The 14977-nt window shown below is 42.7% G+C and carries 16 protein-coding genes; 6 read left to right on the top strand and 10 right to left on the bottom strand.

The window, feature by feature from the left end:
- Positions 1-23 precede the first annotated feature (23 nt).
- A complete protein-coding gene (locus tag ID12_RS06770; protein WP_026050043.1) occupies positions 24-443 on the bottom strand; it encodes an Lrp/AsnC family transcriptional regulator in 420 nt (139 codons plus the stop codon).
- A 116-nt stretch (positions 444-559) separates the two neighbouring features.
- Between ID12_RS06770 and ID12_RS06765 the strand changes: the two genes are divergently transcribed.
- Positions 560-1324 (top strand): MBL fold metallo-hydrolase, encoded by a 765-nt coding sequence (locus tag ID12_RS06765; RefSeq protein ID WP_050826926.1) that lies wholly within the window; start codon positions 560-562, stop codon positions 1322-1324.
- A gap of 46 nt (positions 1325-1370) precedes the next feature.
- Here ID12_RS06765 and ID12_RS06760 read toward each other — a convergent pair whose 3' ends face one another.
- Positions 1371-1700 (bottom strand): YckD family protein, encoded by a 330-nt coding sequence (locus tag ID12_RS06760; RefSeq protein WP_017366586.1) that lies wholly within the window; start codon positions 1698-1700, stop codon positions 1371-1373.
- A 238-nt stretch (positions 1701-1938) separates the two neighbouring features.
- On the opposite strand from ID12_RS06760, the gene ID12_RS06755 reads away from it, so the two are divergent.
- Positions 1939-2754: a transporter substrate-binding domain-containing protein gene (locus tag ID12_RS06755; protein ID WP_370529221.1), complete on the top strand. Its 816-nt coding sequence runs from the start codon at positions 1939-1941 to the stop codon at positions 2752-2754.
- A gap of 12 nt (positions 2755-2766) precedes the next feature.
- The gene (locus ID12_RS06750) at positions 2767-3444 is read left to right on the top strand and encodes an amino acid ABC transporter permease (protein WP_008347854.1); all 678 of its coding nucleotides are present in this window, start codon (positions 2767-2769) and stop codon (positions 3442-3444) included.
- Positions 3445-3668: 224 nt separating this feature from the next.
- Here the strand turns inward: ID12_RS06750 and ID12_RS06745 are convergent, their stop codons facing one another.
- From ID12_RS06745 to ID12_RS06725, 5 genes are all read right to left on the bottom strand, one after another.
- Positions 3669-4967, bottom strand: a complete 1299-nt coding sequence (locus ID12_RS06745; protein ID WP_050826925.1) for an arsenic transporter — start codon at positions 4965-4967, stop codon at positions 3669-3671.
- 129 nt (positions 4968-5096) lie between these two features.
- A complete protein-coding gene (locus ID12_RS06740) occupies positions 5097-6329 on the bottom strand; it encodes a PucR family transcriptional regulator (protein WP_008342058.1) in 1233 nt (410 codons plus the stop codon).
- A 125-nt stretch (positions 6330-6454) separates the two neighbouring features.
- Positions 6455-8002 (bottom strand): L-glutamate gamma-semialdehyde dehydrogenase, encoded by a 1548-nt coding sequence (gene pruA, locus ID12_RS06735; protein WP_007498254.1) that lies wholly within the window; start codon positions 8000-8002, stop codon positions 6455-6457.
- Between the two features lie 23 nt (positions 8003-8025).
- Positions 8026-8943 (bottom strand): proline dehydrogenase family protein, encoded by a 918-nt coding sequence (locus tag ID12_RS06730; protein ID WP_007498256.1) that lies wholly within the window; start codon positions 8941-8943, stop codon positions 8026-8028.
- A 161-nt stretch (positions 8944-9104) separates the two neighbouring features.
- Positions 9105-9908 (bottom strand): nucleotidyltransferase domain-containing protein, encoded by an 804-nt coding sequence (locus ID12_RS06725; protein WP_080987776.1) that lies wholly within the window; start codon positions 9906-9908, stop codon positions 9105-9107.
- A gap of 60 nt (positions 9909-9968) precedes the next feature.
- Here ID12_RS06725 and ID12_RS06720 point away from each other — a divergent pair, with 60 nt between their 5' ends.
- On the top strand, positions 9969-10283 hold the full coding sequence (locus ID12_RS06720) for a hypothetical protein (protein ID WP_008342068.1): 315 nt from the start codon (positions 9969-9971) through the stop codon (positions 10281-10283).
- Between the two features lie 70 nt (positions 10284-10353).
- Here the strand turns inward: ID12_RS06720 and ID12_RS06715 are convergent, their stop codons facing one another.
- Entirely contained in the window at positions 10354-11316 is a 963-nt protein-coding gene (locus tag ID12_RS06715) for an acetylxylan esterase (RefSeq protein ID WP_050826924.1), read from the bottom strand.
- 210 nt (positions 11317-11526) lie between these two features.
- Here ID12_RS06715 and ID12_RS06710 point away from each other — a divergent pair, with 210 nt between their 5' ends.
- Positions 11527-12312 carry a carbon-nitrogen family hydrolase gene (locus ID12_RS06710; RefSeq protein WP_050826923.1) on the top strand — a complete coding sequence of 262 codons (786 nt, stop codon included), beginning with the start codon at positions 11527-11529 and terminating at the stop codon, positions 12310-12312.
- A gap of 198 nt (positions 12313-12510) precedes the next feature.
- Here ID12_RS06710 and ID12_RS06705 read toward each other — a convergent pair whose 3' ends face one another.
- Entirely contained in the window at positions 12511-13416 is a 906-nt protein-coding gene (locus ID12_RS06705; RefSeq protein ID WP_050826922.1) for a LysR family transcriptional regulator, read from the bottom strand.
- 118 nt (positions 13417-13534) lie between these two features.
- On the opposite strand from ID12_RS06705, the gene ID12_RS06700 reads away from it, so the two are divergent.
- On the top strand, positions 13535-14308 hold the full coding sequence (locus ID12_RS06700) for a class I SAM-dependent methyltransferase (protein ID WP_050826921.1): 774 nt from the start codon (positions 13535-13537) through the stop codon (positions 14306-14308).
- 38 nt (positions 14309-14346) lie between these two features.
- Here ID12_RS06700 and ID12_RS06695 read toward each other — a convergent pair whose 3' ends face one another.
- Entirely contained in the window at positions 14347-14904 is a 558-nt protein-coding gene (locus ID12_RS06695; protein WP_007498270.1) for a shikimate kinase, read from the bottom strand.
- Positions 14905-14977 lie beyond the last annotated feature (73 nt).

Below are 14977 nucleotides of genomic sequence, written 5' to 3'. Positions count from 1 at the left end.
GGTTATTTCCTCCTGCGCCTCATCTATTCTTGATGAGTGAGACGTTTCACAGCGATAGACAATTTATAATTTGCATGCTTTGTTAGCTCCGTTAAAAATTGATCAAGCTCATCATGACTGGAGAAATGTCCTTCAGCCATATAACAGCCCTCTCCACTAATTTTAAACAGGTTTTTGATTTCTTCCTTTTGATGGAGAAACGATAAAAGCGGTTCATGATCATGACTTCGGGTAAAGAGCTGTAAAAATGTTTGGATGTTCTGTTGTGTCCGCCAGTTAATTGAAATGGTATAGGCTTCAATAATCCCCTCTTCTTCAAGCTTTAAAACTCTATTTTTAGCAGCTTGACCGGTTAAATGGACTTTTTCACCAAGTGCTTTCATCGTCAATCGACTATTCTTTGAGAGTTCTTTTAATATATCCATATCTGTTTTGTCTAGCATTGGCTCACCTCTTTCAAAAATCAAGTCGTTCCGCTGAAAGACTTTCATGATCCTCTGTCACATGAGGCTCTTTTAATATACTGTAAACTTAATGAGAAAAAAAGGAGGCCTTTCTAATGAAAATAACACTCATTCGTAATGCTACTTTATACCTTCAATATGGTCCGTCAACATTTTTAATCGATCCCTTTTTAGCAGCAAAAGGAACCTATCCACCGTTCCCGCATACTGCCAATCAACATGCAAACAATCCAATTGTTGAGCTGCCTGCAAACATTGATTTGGACAAGATATTACAGCCGGATGCTGTCCTGCTCACTCATTTACATGTAGATCACTTTGACGACGAGGCAAAAAAGAGATTAGCTCAAACTTTGCCGATCTATACTCAATCAGAGAAAGATCGCACGGAAGTAAAAGAAGCTGGATTTCAGCATGTTACATGCATTGAAGATGAAATGGATGTTTGCGGTGTTCATATCAAACGAACTGGCGGGCAGCACGGGACAGGAGAAACCGCTAAACGGATGGGACAAGTGAGCGGTTTTGTTTTCTCTCATCCTGATGAGCCTACTCTTTATATTGCAGGAGATACCATTTGGTGTGATGAGCCGAAAGAGGTTGTGAATACATGTCAGCCAGATATTATTGTGGTCAATAGTGGGGCTGCCCAATTTTTAGAGGGAGATCCAATTACGATGACAAAGGAAGAGATTGTAGACATTCACCATTCTCAACCACAAGCTCAAATCATCGCCTGTCACCTTGAAGCCGTGAATCATTGTTTATTAACAAGAGCCGCATTAACATCTTACATTCAAGAGAATCATGCAGATCAGGCCATTTTTGTCCCTCAAGATGGTGAGACGCTGACCTTTTAACACATAAACAATAAAAACCGGCACCTTGCTGCCGGTTTTCTTGAACTTATGGTCGATGGTGCTGTGGTTTTTTTAGTAATGGAACAAACCCGTTATTTTTTAAGTGATTGTAATGTTCATCCATTCGTTTTGTGATGTGCGTGCCTTGTTCCTTCGTTAACACACCATACTGAACGTATTTTTCGATCACTTCTTTTCGTTTAGACAAAATTTGCTGTTCAAGTACTTCAATTTGTTTTTGTTGCTCTGTCGTTAATTTTACTTGATGCGTGACGGGGCGCTTTTCCATTTGGGGTGTTTCTCCATGAGCCGTATTCACCTGAAACCCAAATAATAGCACCATCGTTAGTATGATCAAACCACTTGTTTTTTTCATCTCTGTCGTTCCCTCCTTTATTCGATTTTAATTTGCGCACTCTTTCCTTTTTTATACATTATTCACCCCATCAAATTGCACATAATATTCTTACTTTTTCGCTTTTCATCTGAAAACGTTGTCCTAACTGAAAAAGCGTGCTATGTTTTGTTTTGTATAAAAAATAGAGGAGGATTCTTAAATGAGTCGTTTTTATCATAGAAAACCTATATGGGTGCTGCTTGTTGTGTCTGCTCTCATGCTTGTCATGTCTGCTTGCAATCAATCAGGCTCATCTCAGTCTGGAGAATCAAAGTGGGATCAGATTCAAAAGAAAGGGAAAATCGTGGTCGCTACTTCAGGCACCTTGTATCCTACGTCTTACCATGATACATCGAACGGCAAGGATCAATTGACTGGCTATGAAGTGGAAGTCGTCAAAGAAGCATTTAAGCGCCTTGACGTAAAAGTAGAATTTAAAGAAATGGGTTATGACGGTATGCTCAGTGCCATTAATTCAGGTCAGGTGGATGCCGCTGCAAACGATATCGACATCACAGATGACAGGAAAGATAAGTTCGCCTTTTCAACACCTTATAAATACTCATATGGAACCGCTATCGTCAGAAAAGATGATCTGTCAGGTATTAAAACGCTAAAGGATTTAAAAGGAAAGAAAGCAGCAGGTGCTGCAACGACCATTTATATGGATGTTGCCCGTAAGTATGGTGCAAAAGAAGTCATCTATGATAATGCCACAAACGAGCAATATTTAAAGGATGTTGCAAACGGCCGTACAGATGTCATTTTAAATGACTACTACTTGCAAACACTGGCGCTTGCTGCATTCCCTAAGCTAAATATTACGATCCATCCAGACTTAAAATACATGCCGAATGAACAAGGGTTTGTGATGAAAAAAGACAATACAGAGCTTCAAAAAGAATTAAATCGTGTATTAAAAGAGATGAAAAAAGACGGAACCATGAAAAAGATTTCGGAGAAATTCTTTAATCATGCTGACGTCTCAAAGAAAATTGATGTTGATGTCGAAGATGTCGACATTTCTAAATAAGGAGCCGCAGCCGTGGGAGATATTCATTTAGAATATATCTTTAATCCTGCACTGGCAAAAGCGTCATTTCCGTTTGTGATGAAAGGCATCTGGCTGACGCTGCTCATTTCTTTTGTGAGCATGTTTTTTGGTACGATTCTTGGCTTTTTTATTGCCCTTGCTAGAATGGCAAATACATGGTTCCTTCGGCTGCCTGCACGGCTGTATATTTCATTCATGCGAGGGGTTCCCATTCTGGTCATTTTGTTTATCCTTTATTTCGGATTCCCTTACATCGGCATTGAATTTACAGCTGTCACTGCTGCTATTATTGGATTCAGCTTCAATAGTGCTGCATACATTGCCGAAATTAACCGGGCGGCCCTCTCCTCTGTTCCAAGTGGTCAAGTGGAAGCCGCCAAATCACTTGGTCTCAGCTATTGGCAAACGATGCGCGGAGTCATTTTGCCTCAATCCGTGCGCATTGCACTACCGCCCCTGACCAACGTCATGCTTGATTTAATCAAAGCTTCCTCACTAGCGGCAATGATTACTGTGCCCGAACTCTTCCAGCAAGCAAAAATTGTGGGCGGAAGAGAATTCGATTATATGACCATGTATATATTGGTTGCCTTGATTTACTGGGGCATATGCAGTGTGGTCTCATTGCTCCAAGACTTTTTGGAAAAACGCTATGCAAAATATCTATAACAACAAAAAACAGATCCATGGGATCTGCTCAGATTGTTAACAAAGGGCTAAAATGAACTTGATTTTAGCCCTTTGTTTTCTTTTCAGCGTGATAGAAAACCTTTGCAGTCTAGGAAGGACGAGTACTGGCACGGAGCGAATTTGACATTCGTGAGCACCAGCACGCAGGACTGACAAAGAATGCGAGGGTTTGTCTATGCGCTGAGATCCATGGGATCTGCTTTTTAATGTATCAGCCATAACCACACATACAACCCCAATAACGTGATGATCAGCGTCGGTATGGTTAGAATGATTCCAGCTTTCATGTATGCCCCCCAAGAAATATGCACACCTTTTTTCTTCAAGACATGAAGCCACAGCAATGTCGCCAATGAACCGATTGGGGTCATTTTCGGGCCAAGGTTTGAGCCGATGACGTTGGCATAAATCAGTGCATCTCTCATCACACCTGCTGTATCTGTGTGACCGATGGCAATCGCATCAATTAAAACGGTTGGGAGATTGTTCATGACAGAAGATAGCACTGCTGCCAGGATCCCCATAAACATCGTTCCCGCAAGTAAACCGTGTGACGCCCCCTGTTCAATCCACGCCGCTAAAATTTCTGTCAGGCCGACATTTTTCAGCCCATACACCACGACATACATGCCGATAGAGAAAAACACAATCGACCAAGGTGCTTCTTTGACGACTCGTTTTGTCGCCACTTGTGGACTCCGTTTCGCCAGCCATAAGAAAGCAATGGCAATGCCGCCTACAATGATTGACACCGGAATGCCTGCCAATTCCCCAGCAAAATATCCAACAAGCAAGCATCCTAACACATACCAAGATAACCGGAACATGCGCAGATCACGAATGGCCGAAGCTGGTTCCTTCGCCTGCGAAACATCGTACGTTTTCGGGATGAGTTTCCGATAAAACACATACAGCACAAGCATACTAGCGCCAAGCGATACAAGGTTTGGGACGAACATGTTTGCTGTATATTCAAGAAAGCCAATATGAAAATAATCGGCTGATACGATATTGACCAAGTTACTAATGACAAATGGCAGAGACGTCGTATCTGCAATAAAGCCGCTTGCCATGACAAATGGCAGGATCATACGCTCATCCAGCTTCAGCGCTCTGACCACAGATAAAACGATCGGGGTTAAGATAAGTGCCGCTCCATCATTGGCAAAAAAAGCTGCTACCACAGCGCCGAGCAATGTTAAATAAATAAACATGCGGACCCCGTTCCCTCTTGCGGCTTTTGCCATATGAAGTGCCGCCCATTCAAAAAAACCAATTTCATCTAAAATCAATGAAATGATGATAATTCCAATAAATGCAAAGGTGGCGTTCCAGACAATTTGGGTAACTTCCCATACATCGCCCAAATGAACGACCCCAAAAGCAAGAGCAAGAATCGCTCCCCCGCACGCTGACCATCCAATGGTTAAACGTCCTGGCTGCCAAATGACAAGGACGAGGGTCATGATGAAAATCAAAATGGCCAAGGTGACTGATCCCAAAGGTGGCCCTCCTTTCACTTTCCTCATAAAATCTTTATCTATCATACAACGAAATAAGGCAATTGTATGCCATTTTATGATCTCGCATAAAAATCCGCAGGTCATCCTTTGCACCTGCGGAGTCCACGCCTATTGATCTTTTTTCATCAGCATCAATTCAATAAATAACTCACATCGCTGGCTAAAATGACTTAAATCAATAGACGTCATTTCAAAAATTTGTTTCATTCGATAGTTTAGTGTATTTTGATGAATAAACAACTGCTCTGCAGCTGGTTTTAGCTTGCAATTATTCAATAAGTAGACCTCTAAGGTTTTTAAAAATGATGTTTGGCTGTCACGGTCTTTTTCCTTTAGGCGCAACAAATCTGGATTAAAGTCGTTTTTCTTTTTTTGGTGACTGTAAATCGAGTCTAAGAACCGGAAGACCCCCAAATGCTCGTAATCGTATGGAATCAATTCCTGTCCGCCGACAATCTTCACTGCTTTCACGACTTCTATCGCTTCAAATCGACTTGTGCTCATTTTCATGACATCTCGATATTCTCTTCCCATCCCAATATATAAAGGAGATGGGTGTGTATGCGTTTTCGATTGAAGATGGGCGACGACATCCGCAGCGGTCGCTTTTGGTGAGTGGCGATCTGACAAACTGCCTAATATCACGACGATGTCTGCTTGCACAGAGTAGACATGATTGACCTTGTCTTCTAGCTGTAAATAGGTTCTAATCATATCCTTCACATCTTCTGCCGTCTCACTTTTGTTATCGGCGGCATGAACAACCATCACAGTAAAGACAGCTGGCAGTGGTATGCTTAAATTCTCAGCTTCCCATTTCAGCTCTTCTTCTGTATAAAAATGATCATCCATGACCTTTTTGAAGAACTCTTCAATCTTGCCTTCTTTTTTCTCCAACTGTTTCTTATTTTTATAAATGACTTTTCCAACTTGAAACGATGCCTCGTGTAAAAATTGCAGCTCCTCTTGAGAGAGAGAATCTTCAATGTCCTGCACCCAAATAAAGCCGACAACCTCTTGCTTGTGCTTGGCGCTCACAGCTACTCGTCGATTAAACCCGAGCTCCTCATGACCATTCACATAAAAAGGATTTGAATCTGTATATAGCTGCTCAATGACCCCTGTTTTTTTTAACCAATCCACCACAGCACCCGGACATTCCTTTGAGAAAATGGTTTGCTGATTGACTGGGTCGAACTGCTGGATGCTGTAAGAATTATAAGCAAGCAGCTGACATTCAGTACTTTCTAAAATGACTGGTTTCTTTAAATAACCACTAATAAATGCAATTAATTTATCGACATCAAAAAATGTATGAAGCTTTTCTAATATCTCTTCCATCCCGATTGCTCCCTGAATAAGTGATACATTTATCATACTTCTTTCCAGTCATATTTGTATAGAAACAAGTCGTAGACAGGTAAAAAAAGCATGAACTCGCCTGCACGAGTTCATGCTTTTCCATATTAAAACATTTCGCTGATCGTTTTGGCCTGCATGTGCAGAGCAAGATAATCTGGTCCGCCTGCTTTTGAATCAGTTCCTGACATTTTAAAGCCGCCAAATGGGTGGTATCCCACAATCGCTCCCGTACAGTTACGGTTAAAGTAAAGGTTCCCGACATGGAACTCCTGCTTCGCACGGTTGATGTGATCACGATTATTTGTAATGACCGCACCGGTTAGCCCATATTCTGTGTTGTTGGCTACTTCAAGCGCCTCATCAAAGCTTGAGACTTTTGAGAAAGCTAGGACAGGTCCAAAGATTTCTTCTTGCATTAAACGAGATGTTGGCTCTAGATCTGCAAACACGGTTGGATGAATGAAGTACCCTTCTGAATCATCACTTGTTCCGCCAGTGACTAGACGGCCTTCTTGCTTGCCAATCTCGATATATTCTGTGATCTTGTCAAAGGAAGCTTGATCAATGACAGGTCCCATGTACACATCAGCTGATAACGGATTCGCTGTTGTTTTCGTTTCTGTGATTTCCTTCACTCGCTCAACGACTTGGTCATACAGTTTCTCGTGGACGACTGCCCGAGATCCAGCTGAACATTTTTGACCTGAGAATCCGAAGGCTGATGTGAAAATGGCGTTAGCCGCTAATTCAACATCTGCATCCTCATCTACAACGACTGTATCCTTACCGCCCATTTCAGCAATGACACGCTTTAAATGCTGTTGTCCTGGCTGTACTTTTGCCGCACGTTCAAAAATACGTGTGCCCACTTCTCTTGATCCAGTGAATGTAATAAGGCTTGTTTTCGGATGATCTACTAAGTAATCTCCAACTTCTGCTCCGCTACCTGGCACGAAGTTGACAACACCTTTCGGCAGACCTGCTTGCTCCAGTTCTTCTACAAAGCGGGCAGCAATGACAGGCGTCGCACTTGCTGGCTTTAATACGACTGTATTCCCTGTGACGATTGGTGCAACGGTTGTCCCTGCCATGATCGCAAACAAGAAGTTCCATGGTGGAATGACAAGCGTCACGCCAGTTGGTGTGTACACATATTGATTGCGTTCCCCTTCGCGGCTGTTCACCGGTTTGCCTTTCGCAAGCTCTAGCATTTGACGGGCATAATACTCTAGGAAGTCAATGGCTTCTGCTGTATCTGCATCCGCTTCATTCCAAGGCTTCCCTGCTTCTTTAACGAGAAGAGCTGAATACTCATGCTTTTTACGGCGAATGCTTGCCGCAGCGCGGAATAAGACGCCTGCTCTTTCTTCTGGAGACGTGTAGCGCCATGTTTCAAACGCTTTTGCTGCAGCTTGAATCGCTTGCTCTGCCTCTTCTTTCCCAGCTTTTGATACGGTACCCACGACTTCTTCCTTCTTCGCCGGATTGATCGAGACAATCTTGTCTGTTGTTTCGATTCTTTCTCCATTAATCACAAGCGGATAAGTTTGCCCAAGTGATTCTGTTACTTTGGCTAATGCTTGTTCAAACGCTTGGCGATTTTCTTCCTGGCTAAAATCCGTGAATGGTTCATGCTTGTAAGGTGTTGTCATCTTTGTCACGCTCCCGTTTCAAATTATTTTCTCGTCATCCCTTTTAAAGCAAATGCAATATTTGCCGGTCGTTCTGCAAGACGTCTCATGTAGTAGCCATACCACTCTCGTCCATACGGGGTGTAGACCCTCATTTGATAGCCTTCCTTCACGAGTGCTTGCTGCGTTTCTGATCTCATGCCATACAGCATTTGAAATTCGAACTGATCTGTCTGTATATTGTGTTTTTTCACAATATGTTTCGTAAATTCGATCATTTGATCGTCATGTGTCGCAATGGCTGTATAATTCCCTGAGAGTAACTGCTTTTCGATCAGCTTCTTGTAATTCTGATCGACGTCTTTTTTGTTTGGATACGCCACTTCGGCGGATTCCTTATAGGCACCCTTTACAAGTCTTAAAAATGGCTGCAACTCATTTAGGTCATCAAGATCTTGTTCTGTTCTGTACAAATACGCCTGCAAAACCGTACTGACATACTCATATTGAGATTTCATTTCTTTAAAAATGTCCAGCGTTTTTTGACAGCGCTGTTCATCCTCCATATCAATTGTCACCATAATACGGTGTTTCTCTGCCGTATCTAAAATGCTTTTCATATTGCGATACACGAGATCATCGTCAATATCTAAGCCAAGCGATGTCATTTTAAGTGATACGTGGGAATTGAGTCCCGCCTCTGCAATTCGCTGAATGGTTTGAATACACTCATTCGTCCGCTCATTTGCAATCTCTGCCTTTGTGACAAACTCACCGAGGTGATCGACCGTTACGGCCATACCTTGATCATTTAATCGTTTGATGACAGGGATAGCGCTCTCAAAATCCTTCCCACCGATGATTTTCTTTGATGCAACAGCACTTCCCCAATTACGAGCAATATGGTTCAAGAGACTGCTCTTTGACAAAAACAAGAAGAAATTTCTTGTGACCGACTCCATAAAGGGCACCTCCCACTCTTTGTAAGCTATGTCTTTATTGTAAGGCTCATGAGCTGTCCGCTACAATATTTGAAGATGACAAAAATTCTGACTTTTTTTGTGGTTTTATCACAATAAGAGATAAAAAAGAGCCTACCGCTAACCGGCTGGCTCTTTCATGCTTACGCCCACACCTCATCAAGGGTAGACTGCAAAAGCTCATTTAATTCTTGCATCAGATTGTCTTTCGGCTGATTGTAGCTTTTCACCAATTCATCAAAACGCACCAGCTCTTGATCAATAAATGGATGGACATGAGCGAGACGGTTCTCTACATCCATTTCTTCTCCGTCCATTTTACGTTTGAGCAGTTCGTGAATTTCTGTTAACAGCGGGCCTTCCTCCACTAGCTCCTTGAGTAATTCATGAAAGTCCATTGGTGGAACTGTTCGATAACGTTCAATCCACTGACAGGCAAGCAGCGGACGAAGCACATAGAAATACTTCTTGATTCGCACCTGCTCTCCTCGTAAATGCCGGCTTTCATTCCGCTTCGCCATATTGAGGTAATGATACATCAAAGCCGCAGGGTAAAACGCTCGATCCTTTAATTCTCTTAGCTGCTTGGCTAGAGAGAAGGATTCAGCATAAATGATGTCAGAAGACAGCCATTCCATAATGGATGGATTCGATTTATTGAATAAACGCAACGCCTTTCGCAGCTCCCAGCCGCTTATATCAAGCATGTCATCAATTGGCCGTTCAATGACATCACGATGCTCTTCCATCGCCCAATACCATTCTTTCCGGGGAACGTATAAAAAGCGAACATCATAATCACTGTCAGTTGAAGGAAATCCCCATGCCCTGCTGCCCGATTCAACGGCGAGACAAATCTTGATGTCATACGTTTTTTCAATGATTTTCAGCTCTTCCTTAATTCTCTCTCTCAAGTGTCCATCAACTCTTTCTATAGAATTCTGCATGACTTCTTCACCTTTTGGGAAAATACGAATAAGACATATATGAAAAAGGAGTTGGATCTGATGTCTATATCTCGCATTATGAAATGGATCACTGGGATTTTTGAAGCTTGCCTTGCTATCCCTGTGATCGGAGGTCTATTCGTTATCAGCAATGGCTATTCACCGCTCATGGTCATGCTTATTCTGCATATTATCACACTCGTCTTATCGAAGCGAGACCAGGGACCAATGATCGGAAGTATCATTGGAATTGTCACATCCTGCCTTGCATGGATTCCGATTCTCGGATTCATCCTTCACATCATCACAGCCCTTGCCCTGATCGTTACAGCATTAGTACCTGATGAAAAAACAAGACAGAACACCAGTTATTAAGCTGAAAGCTCCAATAGCTGAAAAAGACAAAGAGCTAAAATGAATGTGATTTTAGCTCTTTGTCATGCTCTTATGTTGATAGAAGCAAATGCTTTTGTAAAAAGGACAGCTTCTCTGTTTGAAAAGCAGGAATAAACTCGTGCCCATAATATCGGTACACTTTCAGCTCTTTATCTGTTTCTAAATGATTGTATGCCGCAAACACGGTGGATGGCGGTGTCACTTGATCAATCAGACCGATCGCCATCAATGTTGGCTGTTTCACCCAGCCGGCTAAATTGATTAAATCAAAGTAACTTAATGTCTCAAATGCCTTTTCCTCCACTTTCGGATCACTGTTTCTGCGAAAGTATGAATTGATTTCTAAATAAGGCTGCTCCAAGGCAACATCAACTGCACGCTCAAAATTTGATAAGTATGGATAGTCTGCCACAACGACTTTTGGAATGTCTGAAAGGGCTGCGGCCGCAATCGCTAATGCACCCCCCTGACTTCCACCGATCACGCCGATACGGTGTTCATCTACTTCGGGGAAAGACTGAATGACTTCGAGTGCACGAACAGCATCTAGATAAACACCTCGATAATAGTACGTATCCTTCGATAAAATGCCTTTTGTCATCCACCCTAATGCATGCCCGCCTGGCGTCACTGATGTGTCTTCACTGCCACCTTGACCACGGACAAGCATTCCAAACGTCGCATAGCCATGCAGCGCCCAGTTGACGATGTCGTGAATGCCGCCGTCATAGCTGGCATTATAGCCATGAAAACGAACGAGCGCTGGATGCGGACCAGTTTGATCAGGCACAGCATAAAAGCCTTCAATTTTAGAATGTCCAAAGCTTTGATACGTCAGGCGGTACACCTTGACGCCTTTCACTGGATAGTCATAAGATTCAAGTGTTGGCTCTGCCTCCACTTGGTGCAGTTCTTCGAGCGATTTCTTCCAAAAGTCTGAGAAATCAGGACGTGCTGTTTTCTTTGGTTTATATTTCTTTAGCTCTTCTAGTGATAAATCGAACAATTGCATATCATACTATTCCCCTTTGTTTTATTAGTTATGAGTATCATACCACTCATTTCTTGATTGAGAAAGTCATTTAACAAAACCTTCTGACATTTCTATTGGCAAAGATAGCGGAAAGCTTTATGATAAAGAAACTGGCTTGAAGACTAGATGCTTCAGGCAATATCACCCGAACCATTCATTGCATGAAACGAATAAAGGAGGACGACCGACATGAACATCGCCCTGATTCAAATGGACGTACAAATAGGAGAACCTGATGTAAACTTTCAGAAAGCAGAAGCATGTTTAGAAGAAGCCATCCGCCAACAGCCTGATTTGATTATTCTACCTGAAATGTGGAATACCGGCTATGCGTTAGAACAAGCGGATGAGCTTGCCGATGCAGATGGCGAGCGAACAAAACAACTCTTCTCTTCCTTTGCTCGTCAGCACCAAGTGTATCTCATCGCAGGCAGTGTTTTAAATAAGAGGACAGAAGATGAAAACATCACCAATACAATGTATGTCTTTAACCGTCAAGGTGAGCTTTTGTTAGATTATGATAAAATTCATTTATTCCGCTTAATGGATGAACACAACTATTTAACCGCCGGTCATCAGCTTGGTTTATTTAACTATAATGAAGATGTCAAGATTGGCACCATGATCTGCTATGACCTCCGCTTCCCTCAGCTTTCTAGAACGCTCGTGAACAAAGGGGCGAAGGTGCTTGTTAATACCGCTCAATGGCCGTCAGCAAGAGTGGACCATTGGCGCAGTCTGCTCATCGCAAGAGCCATTGAGAATCAGTCATTTGTGATTGCGGTGAACCGGACGGGCACAAGCAGAGACACTGAATTCCCTGGTCACTCCATGGTGATTGACCCGCTCGGACGCATTCTGCTTGAGACAAATGATGAAGAAGACATTTATTATGCAAACATTGATCTTCAGCTCGTAGATGAAGTGAGACAACAAATCCCCGTCATGACAGATCAGCGGCTGGATTTATATTAGAAAGCAGGGGACTCCCCTGCTTTCAGCGTGTAGACAAACCCTCGCATTCGGTGTCAGTCCTGCGTGCCGGTGCTCACGAATGTCAAATTCGCTCCGCGTCGGTACTCGTCCTTCCTAAACTGCAAAGGTTTTCTATCACGCTGAAAAAAGGTAAAAGCAGGGGACTCCCCTGCTTTTTGCGTTTAATTAAACGTTTGTTTAAGCTTTTCCTTGATTCTGTTGAAGGTCCATGAAGGCTTGAGCGGCTTTCGTTAAATATCTTTCTTCCACATATGCAAACACAAGTGTGCGGGTTGGGCATGAATCAATGTGTAAATAAGTGACTTCTTTCCTTTCCTCTTGTGCCACCATTTTCGGCACCACCGTCACACCTAGCTCATTTTCAACCAATGCCTGAGCTGTTTGAATATGACTTGTTTCAAATGCAATCCTCGGCCGAAAGCCATGATGACGGCACAGTTCCATGACCACTTGCCGAAAGCCATATCCCTCTTTCAGCATAATAAATGGGGCGTTTTCCAGAAGGTGAAACGGGACAGACCCTTCTTGATCCGCTTGATTGATGATTTCATTGAGTTCATCCGTCAACCACGGTTGAGCCGTTTGCGGAATGGCGAGGAGAAGCGGCTCTGTCAGCATTTGTTTTGTTTTCAATGATTCATGCTCGACAGGCAGAGAAAGAATCGCCAGATCCAGTTTCCCAGCGAGTAAACGTCTTTCTAGCTCACGAGGCGATTCTTCTATCAAATGAACGTGAACGTGCGGATACGTTTGACAATAGGTTTTTAATAAACTTGGTAGGACATATCCCCCTGTGACAGCTGGCGCACCGATCATCAGTTCTTTCCCTACCTCATAAGCAGCTTCTCCCATCTCACGCAATAAATCATCTCGTTCCTTCAAAATGGTTTCTGCTCTTTTGATCAATCGGTTTCCTTGAGGTGTAGGAGTGACCTGTCCATACTTCCGAATAAACAGAGGAGTATCTAATTCCTCCTCAAGTTTTTTAATTTGCTGACTTAACGAGGGCTGTGCAATGTGAAGTTTTTCCGCTGCTTTTGTAAAGCTTTGCTGCCGGTACACTTCCATGACATATTCCATCATTCGTATATCCACTTCTCTCACCTCATAGGTTTTAACTATTCATATCATATCTTTTATGTCTTAGACAAATCACGGGAAGAACCCTACGATAAAGAAACAACAAAAAGGGGGTAAAGGAATGAATCCATATTCAAAAGCCGAGAAACAATTCTCACAAAATGCAGAGAACTACCGAGATTCACCCATCTTTTCAGCTGGAAAAGAACTTGAATGGATGAAAACGGCGGCGAAGGCAAAGGGCGATGAGCATCTACTTGATATCGGCTGCGCGGCAGGTCATACCGTGTTTTCCTTTTCAGACGTCATCTCTAAAGGAATCGGGATTGATGTCACACACAAAATGATCGAGGTTGCTACAGCACTTGCGGATGAGCGCCAGCTGAACCACATTACGTTTGAGCAGGCATCCGCAGACGCATTGCCCTTTTCTGATGCATCATTTGATCTCGTCACATGCCGATTTGCTGCTCATCACTTCCCACATCTCCCGGCAGCCATGTCTGAAATCAGCCGAGTCTTAAAGAAAGGCGGCAAATTTCTACTTGTCGATCATTATGCACCTGAAAACCAAGCACAGGATGACTTTATTAATCATTTAAATAGACTGAGAGATCCCTCCCATGTGCGAGAAAGCTCGTTATCAGAATGGAAAGAGCTTTTCGCTGACAACCATCTGACGAAAGAAGATATCCGTTACTGGGATATGCATATTGATTATCAGGACTGGATCATACGAGGACATACACCAGAAAATGTTCAAAAGGAAATCGTTGCCCACCTTCATGCTGCAGACGATGAAACGAAACAGCTGTTTCAACTGCAATTCGACGAACATCGTCAGCCAATATCCTTTTGCCTAAAAGCCGCACTGCTTCAAGGGATCAAACACTGATCCTATAGAAAAAAGTCTACCCTAAAGCGGTAGACTTTTTATTTAGAATATAGATCCCAGCCAAGCTTGAGTGTGTCGACAATATAATTGGCGACTTCTTCAGCTTCTAGATGATCTGTTTCCACTCTTGAGTTATGAAGGGAATAAATTTCCCGGCGCTCTTCAAACAGCTCTTTCATCTCGTCAAGCGTGCGGTTATGAAGAACAGGACGGTTTTCAATTAAAATATCCAGCCGCTGCTTCCAATTCTCCCAAGATAGGTCAAGGAAAAGAACCGTACAATGCTTTAAGCAAGATCGTTTGATTTCTTCCTGTTTAAACGCACCGCCTCCAAGAGACACGATCTTTAGCTGAGTATGTTCACATAAATCGACGATATAGTCCTTTTCAGCCTGCCTGAAGAACGCTTCTCCTTTTTGCTGAAACATTTCTGGAATCGTCATGTTGTACTTTTTCTCAATCTCCTGATCAACATCAATAAAATCTCTATATAACTTTTTGGCAACCAGCTGCCCAATGGTTGTTTTCCCAACGCCCATAAAGCCAATGAGGACAATATTTCGCTGTCTCACAGGAATCTCTCTATTGTTTTTCATGTTCGTGACACGTCCTCCTTACGACAAGGAATGCTACATAATGTTTCTATTATATGATAAATGGACTGAGAAA

Source organism: Bacillus altitudinis, assembly GCF_001191605.1.
Lineage (GTDB): Bacteria > Bacillota > Bacilli > Bacillales > Bacillaceae > Bacillus > Bacillus altitudinis.
The sequence above is the reverse complement of the archived record's forward strand: the minus strand, read 5'-3'. Positions and strand labels throughout refer to the sequence as shown.

Bases quoted from the DNA above. Each gene is read 5' to 3' on its own strand.
- ID12_RS06705 (WP_050826922.1), bottom strand. From the start codon at position 13,416: ATGATGGAATATGTCATGGAAGTGTACCGGCAGCAAAGCTTTACAAAA.
- ID12_RS06720 (WP_008342068.1), top strand. From the start codon at position 9,969: ATGTCTATATCTCGCATTATGAAATGGATCACTGGGATTTTTGAAGCT.
- ID12_RS06710 (WP_050826923.1), top strand. From the start codon at position 11,527: ATGAACATCGCCCTGATTCAAATGGACGTACAAATAGGAGAACCTGAT.
- ID12_RS06755 (WP_370529221.1), top strand. From the start codon at position 1,939: ATGCTTGTCATGTCTGCTTGCAATCAATCAGGCTCATCTCAGTCTGGA.
- ID12_RS06770 (WP_026050043.1), bottom strand. From the start codon at position 443: ATGCTAGACAAAACAGATATGGATATATTAAAAGAACTCTCAAAGAAT.
- ID12_RS06700 (WP_050826921.1), top strand. From the start codon at position 13,535: ATGAATCCATATTCAAAAGCCGAGAAACAATTCTCACAAAATGCAGAG.
- ID12_RS06740 (WP_008342058.1), bottom strand. From the start codon at position 6,329: ATGGAAGAGATATTAGAAAAGCTTCATACATTTTTTGATGTCGATAAA.
- ID12_RS06695 (WP_007498270.1), bottom strand. From the start codon at position 14,904: ATGAAAAACAATAGAGAGATTCCTGTGAGACAGCGAAATATTGTCCTC.
- ID12_RS06725 (WP_080987776.1), bottom strand. From the start codon at position 9,908: ATGCAGAATTCTATAGAAAGAGTTGATGGACACTTGAGAGAGAGAATT.
- ID12_RS06715 (WP_050826924.1), bottom strand. From the start codon at position 11,316: ATGCAATTGTTCGATTTATCACTAGAAGAGCTAAAGAAATATAAACCA.
- pruA (WP_007498254.1), bottom strand. From the start codon at position 8,002: ATGACAACACCTTACAAGCATGAACCATTCACGGATTTTAGCCAGGAA.
- ID12_RS06765 (WP_050826926.1), top strand. From the start codon at position 560: ATGAAAATAACACTCATTCGTAATGCTACTTTATACCTTCAATATGGT.
- ID12_RS06730 (WP_007498256.1), bottom strand. From the start codon at position 8,943: ATGGAGTCGGTCACAAGAAATTTCTTCTTGTTTTTGTCAAAGAGCAGT.
- ID12_RS06760 (WP_017366586.1), bottom strand. From the start codon at position 1,700: ATGAAAAAAACAAGTGGTTTGATCATACTAACGATGGTGCTATTATTT.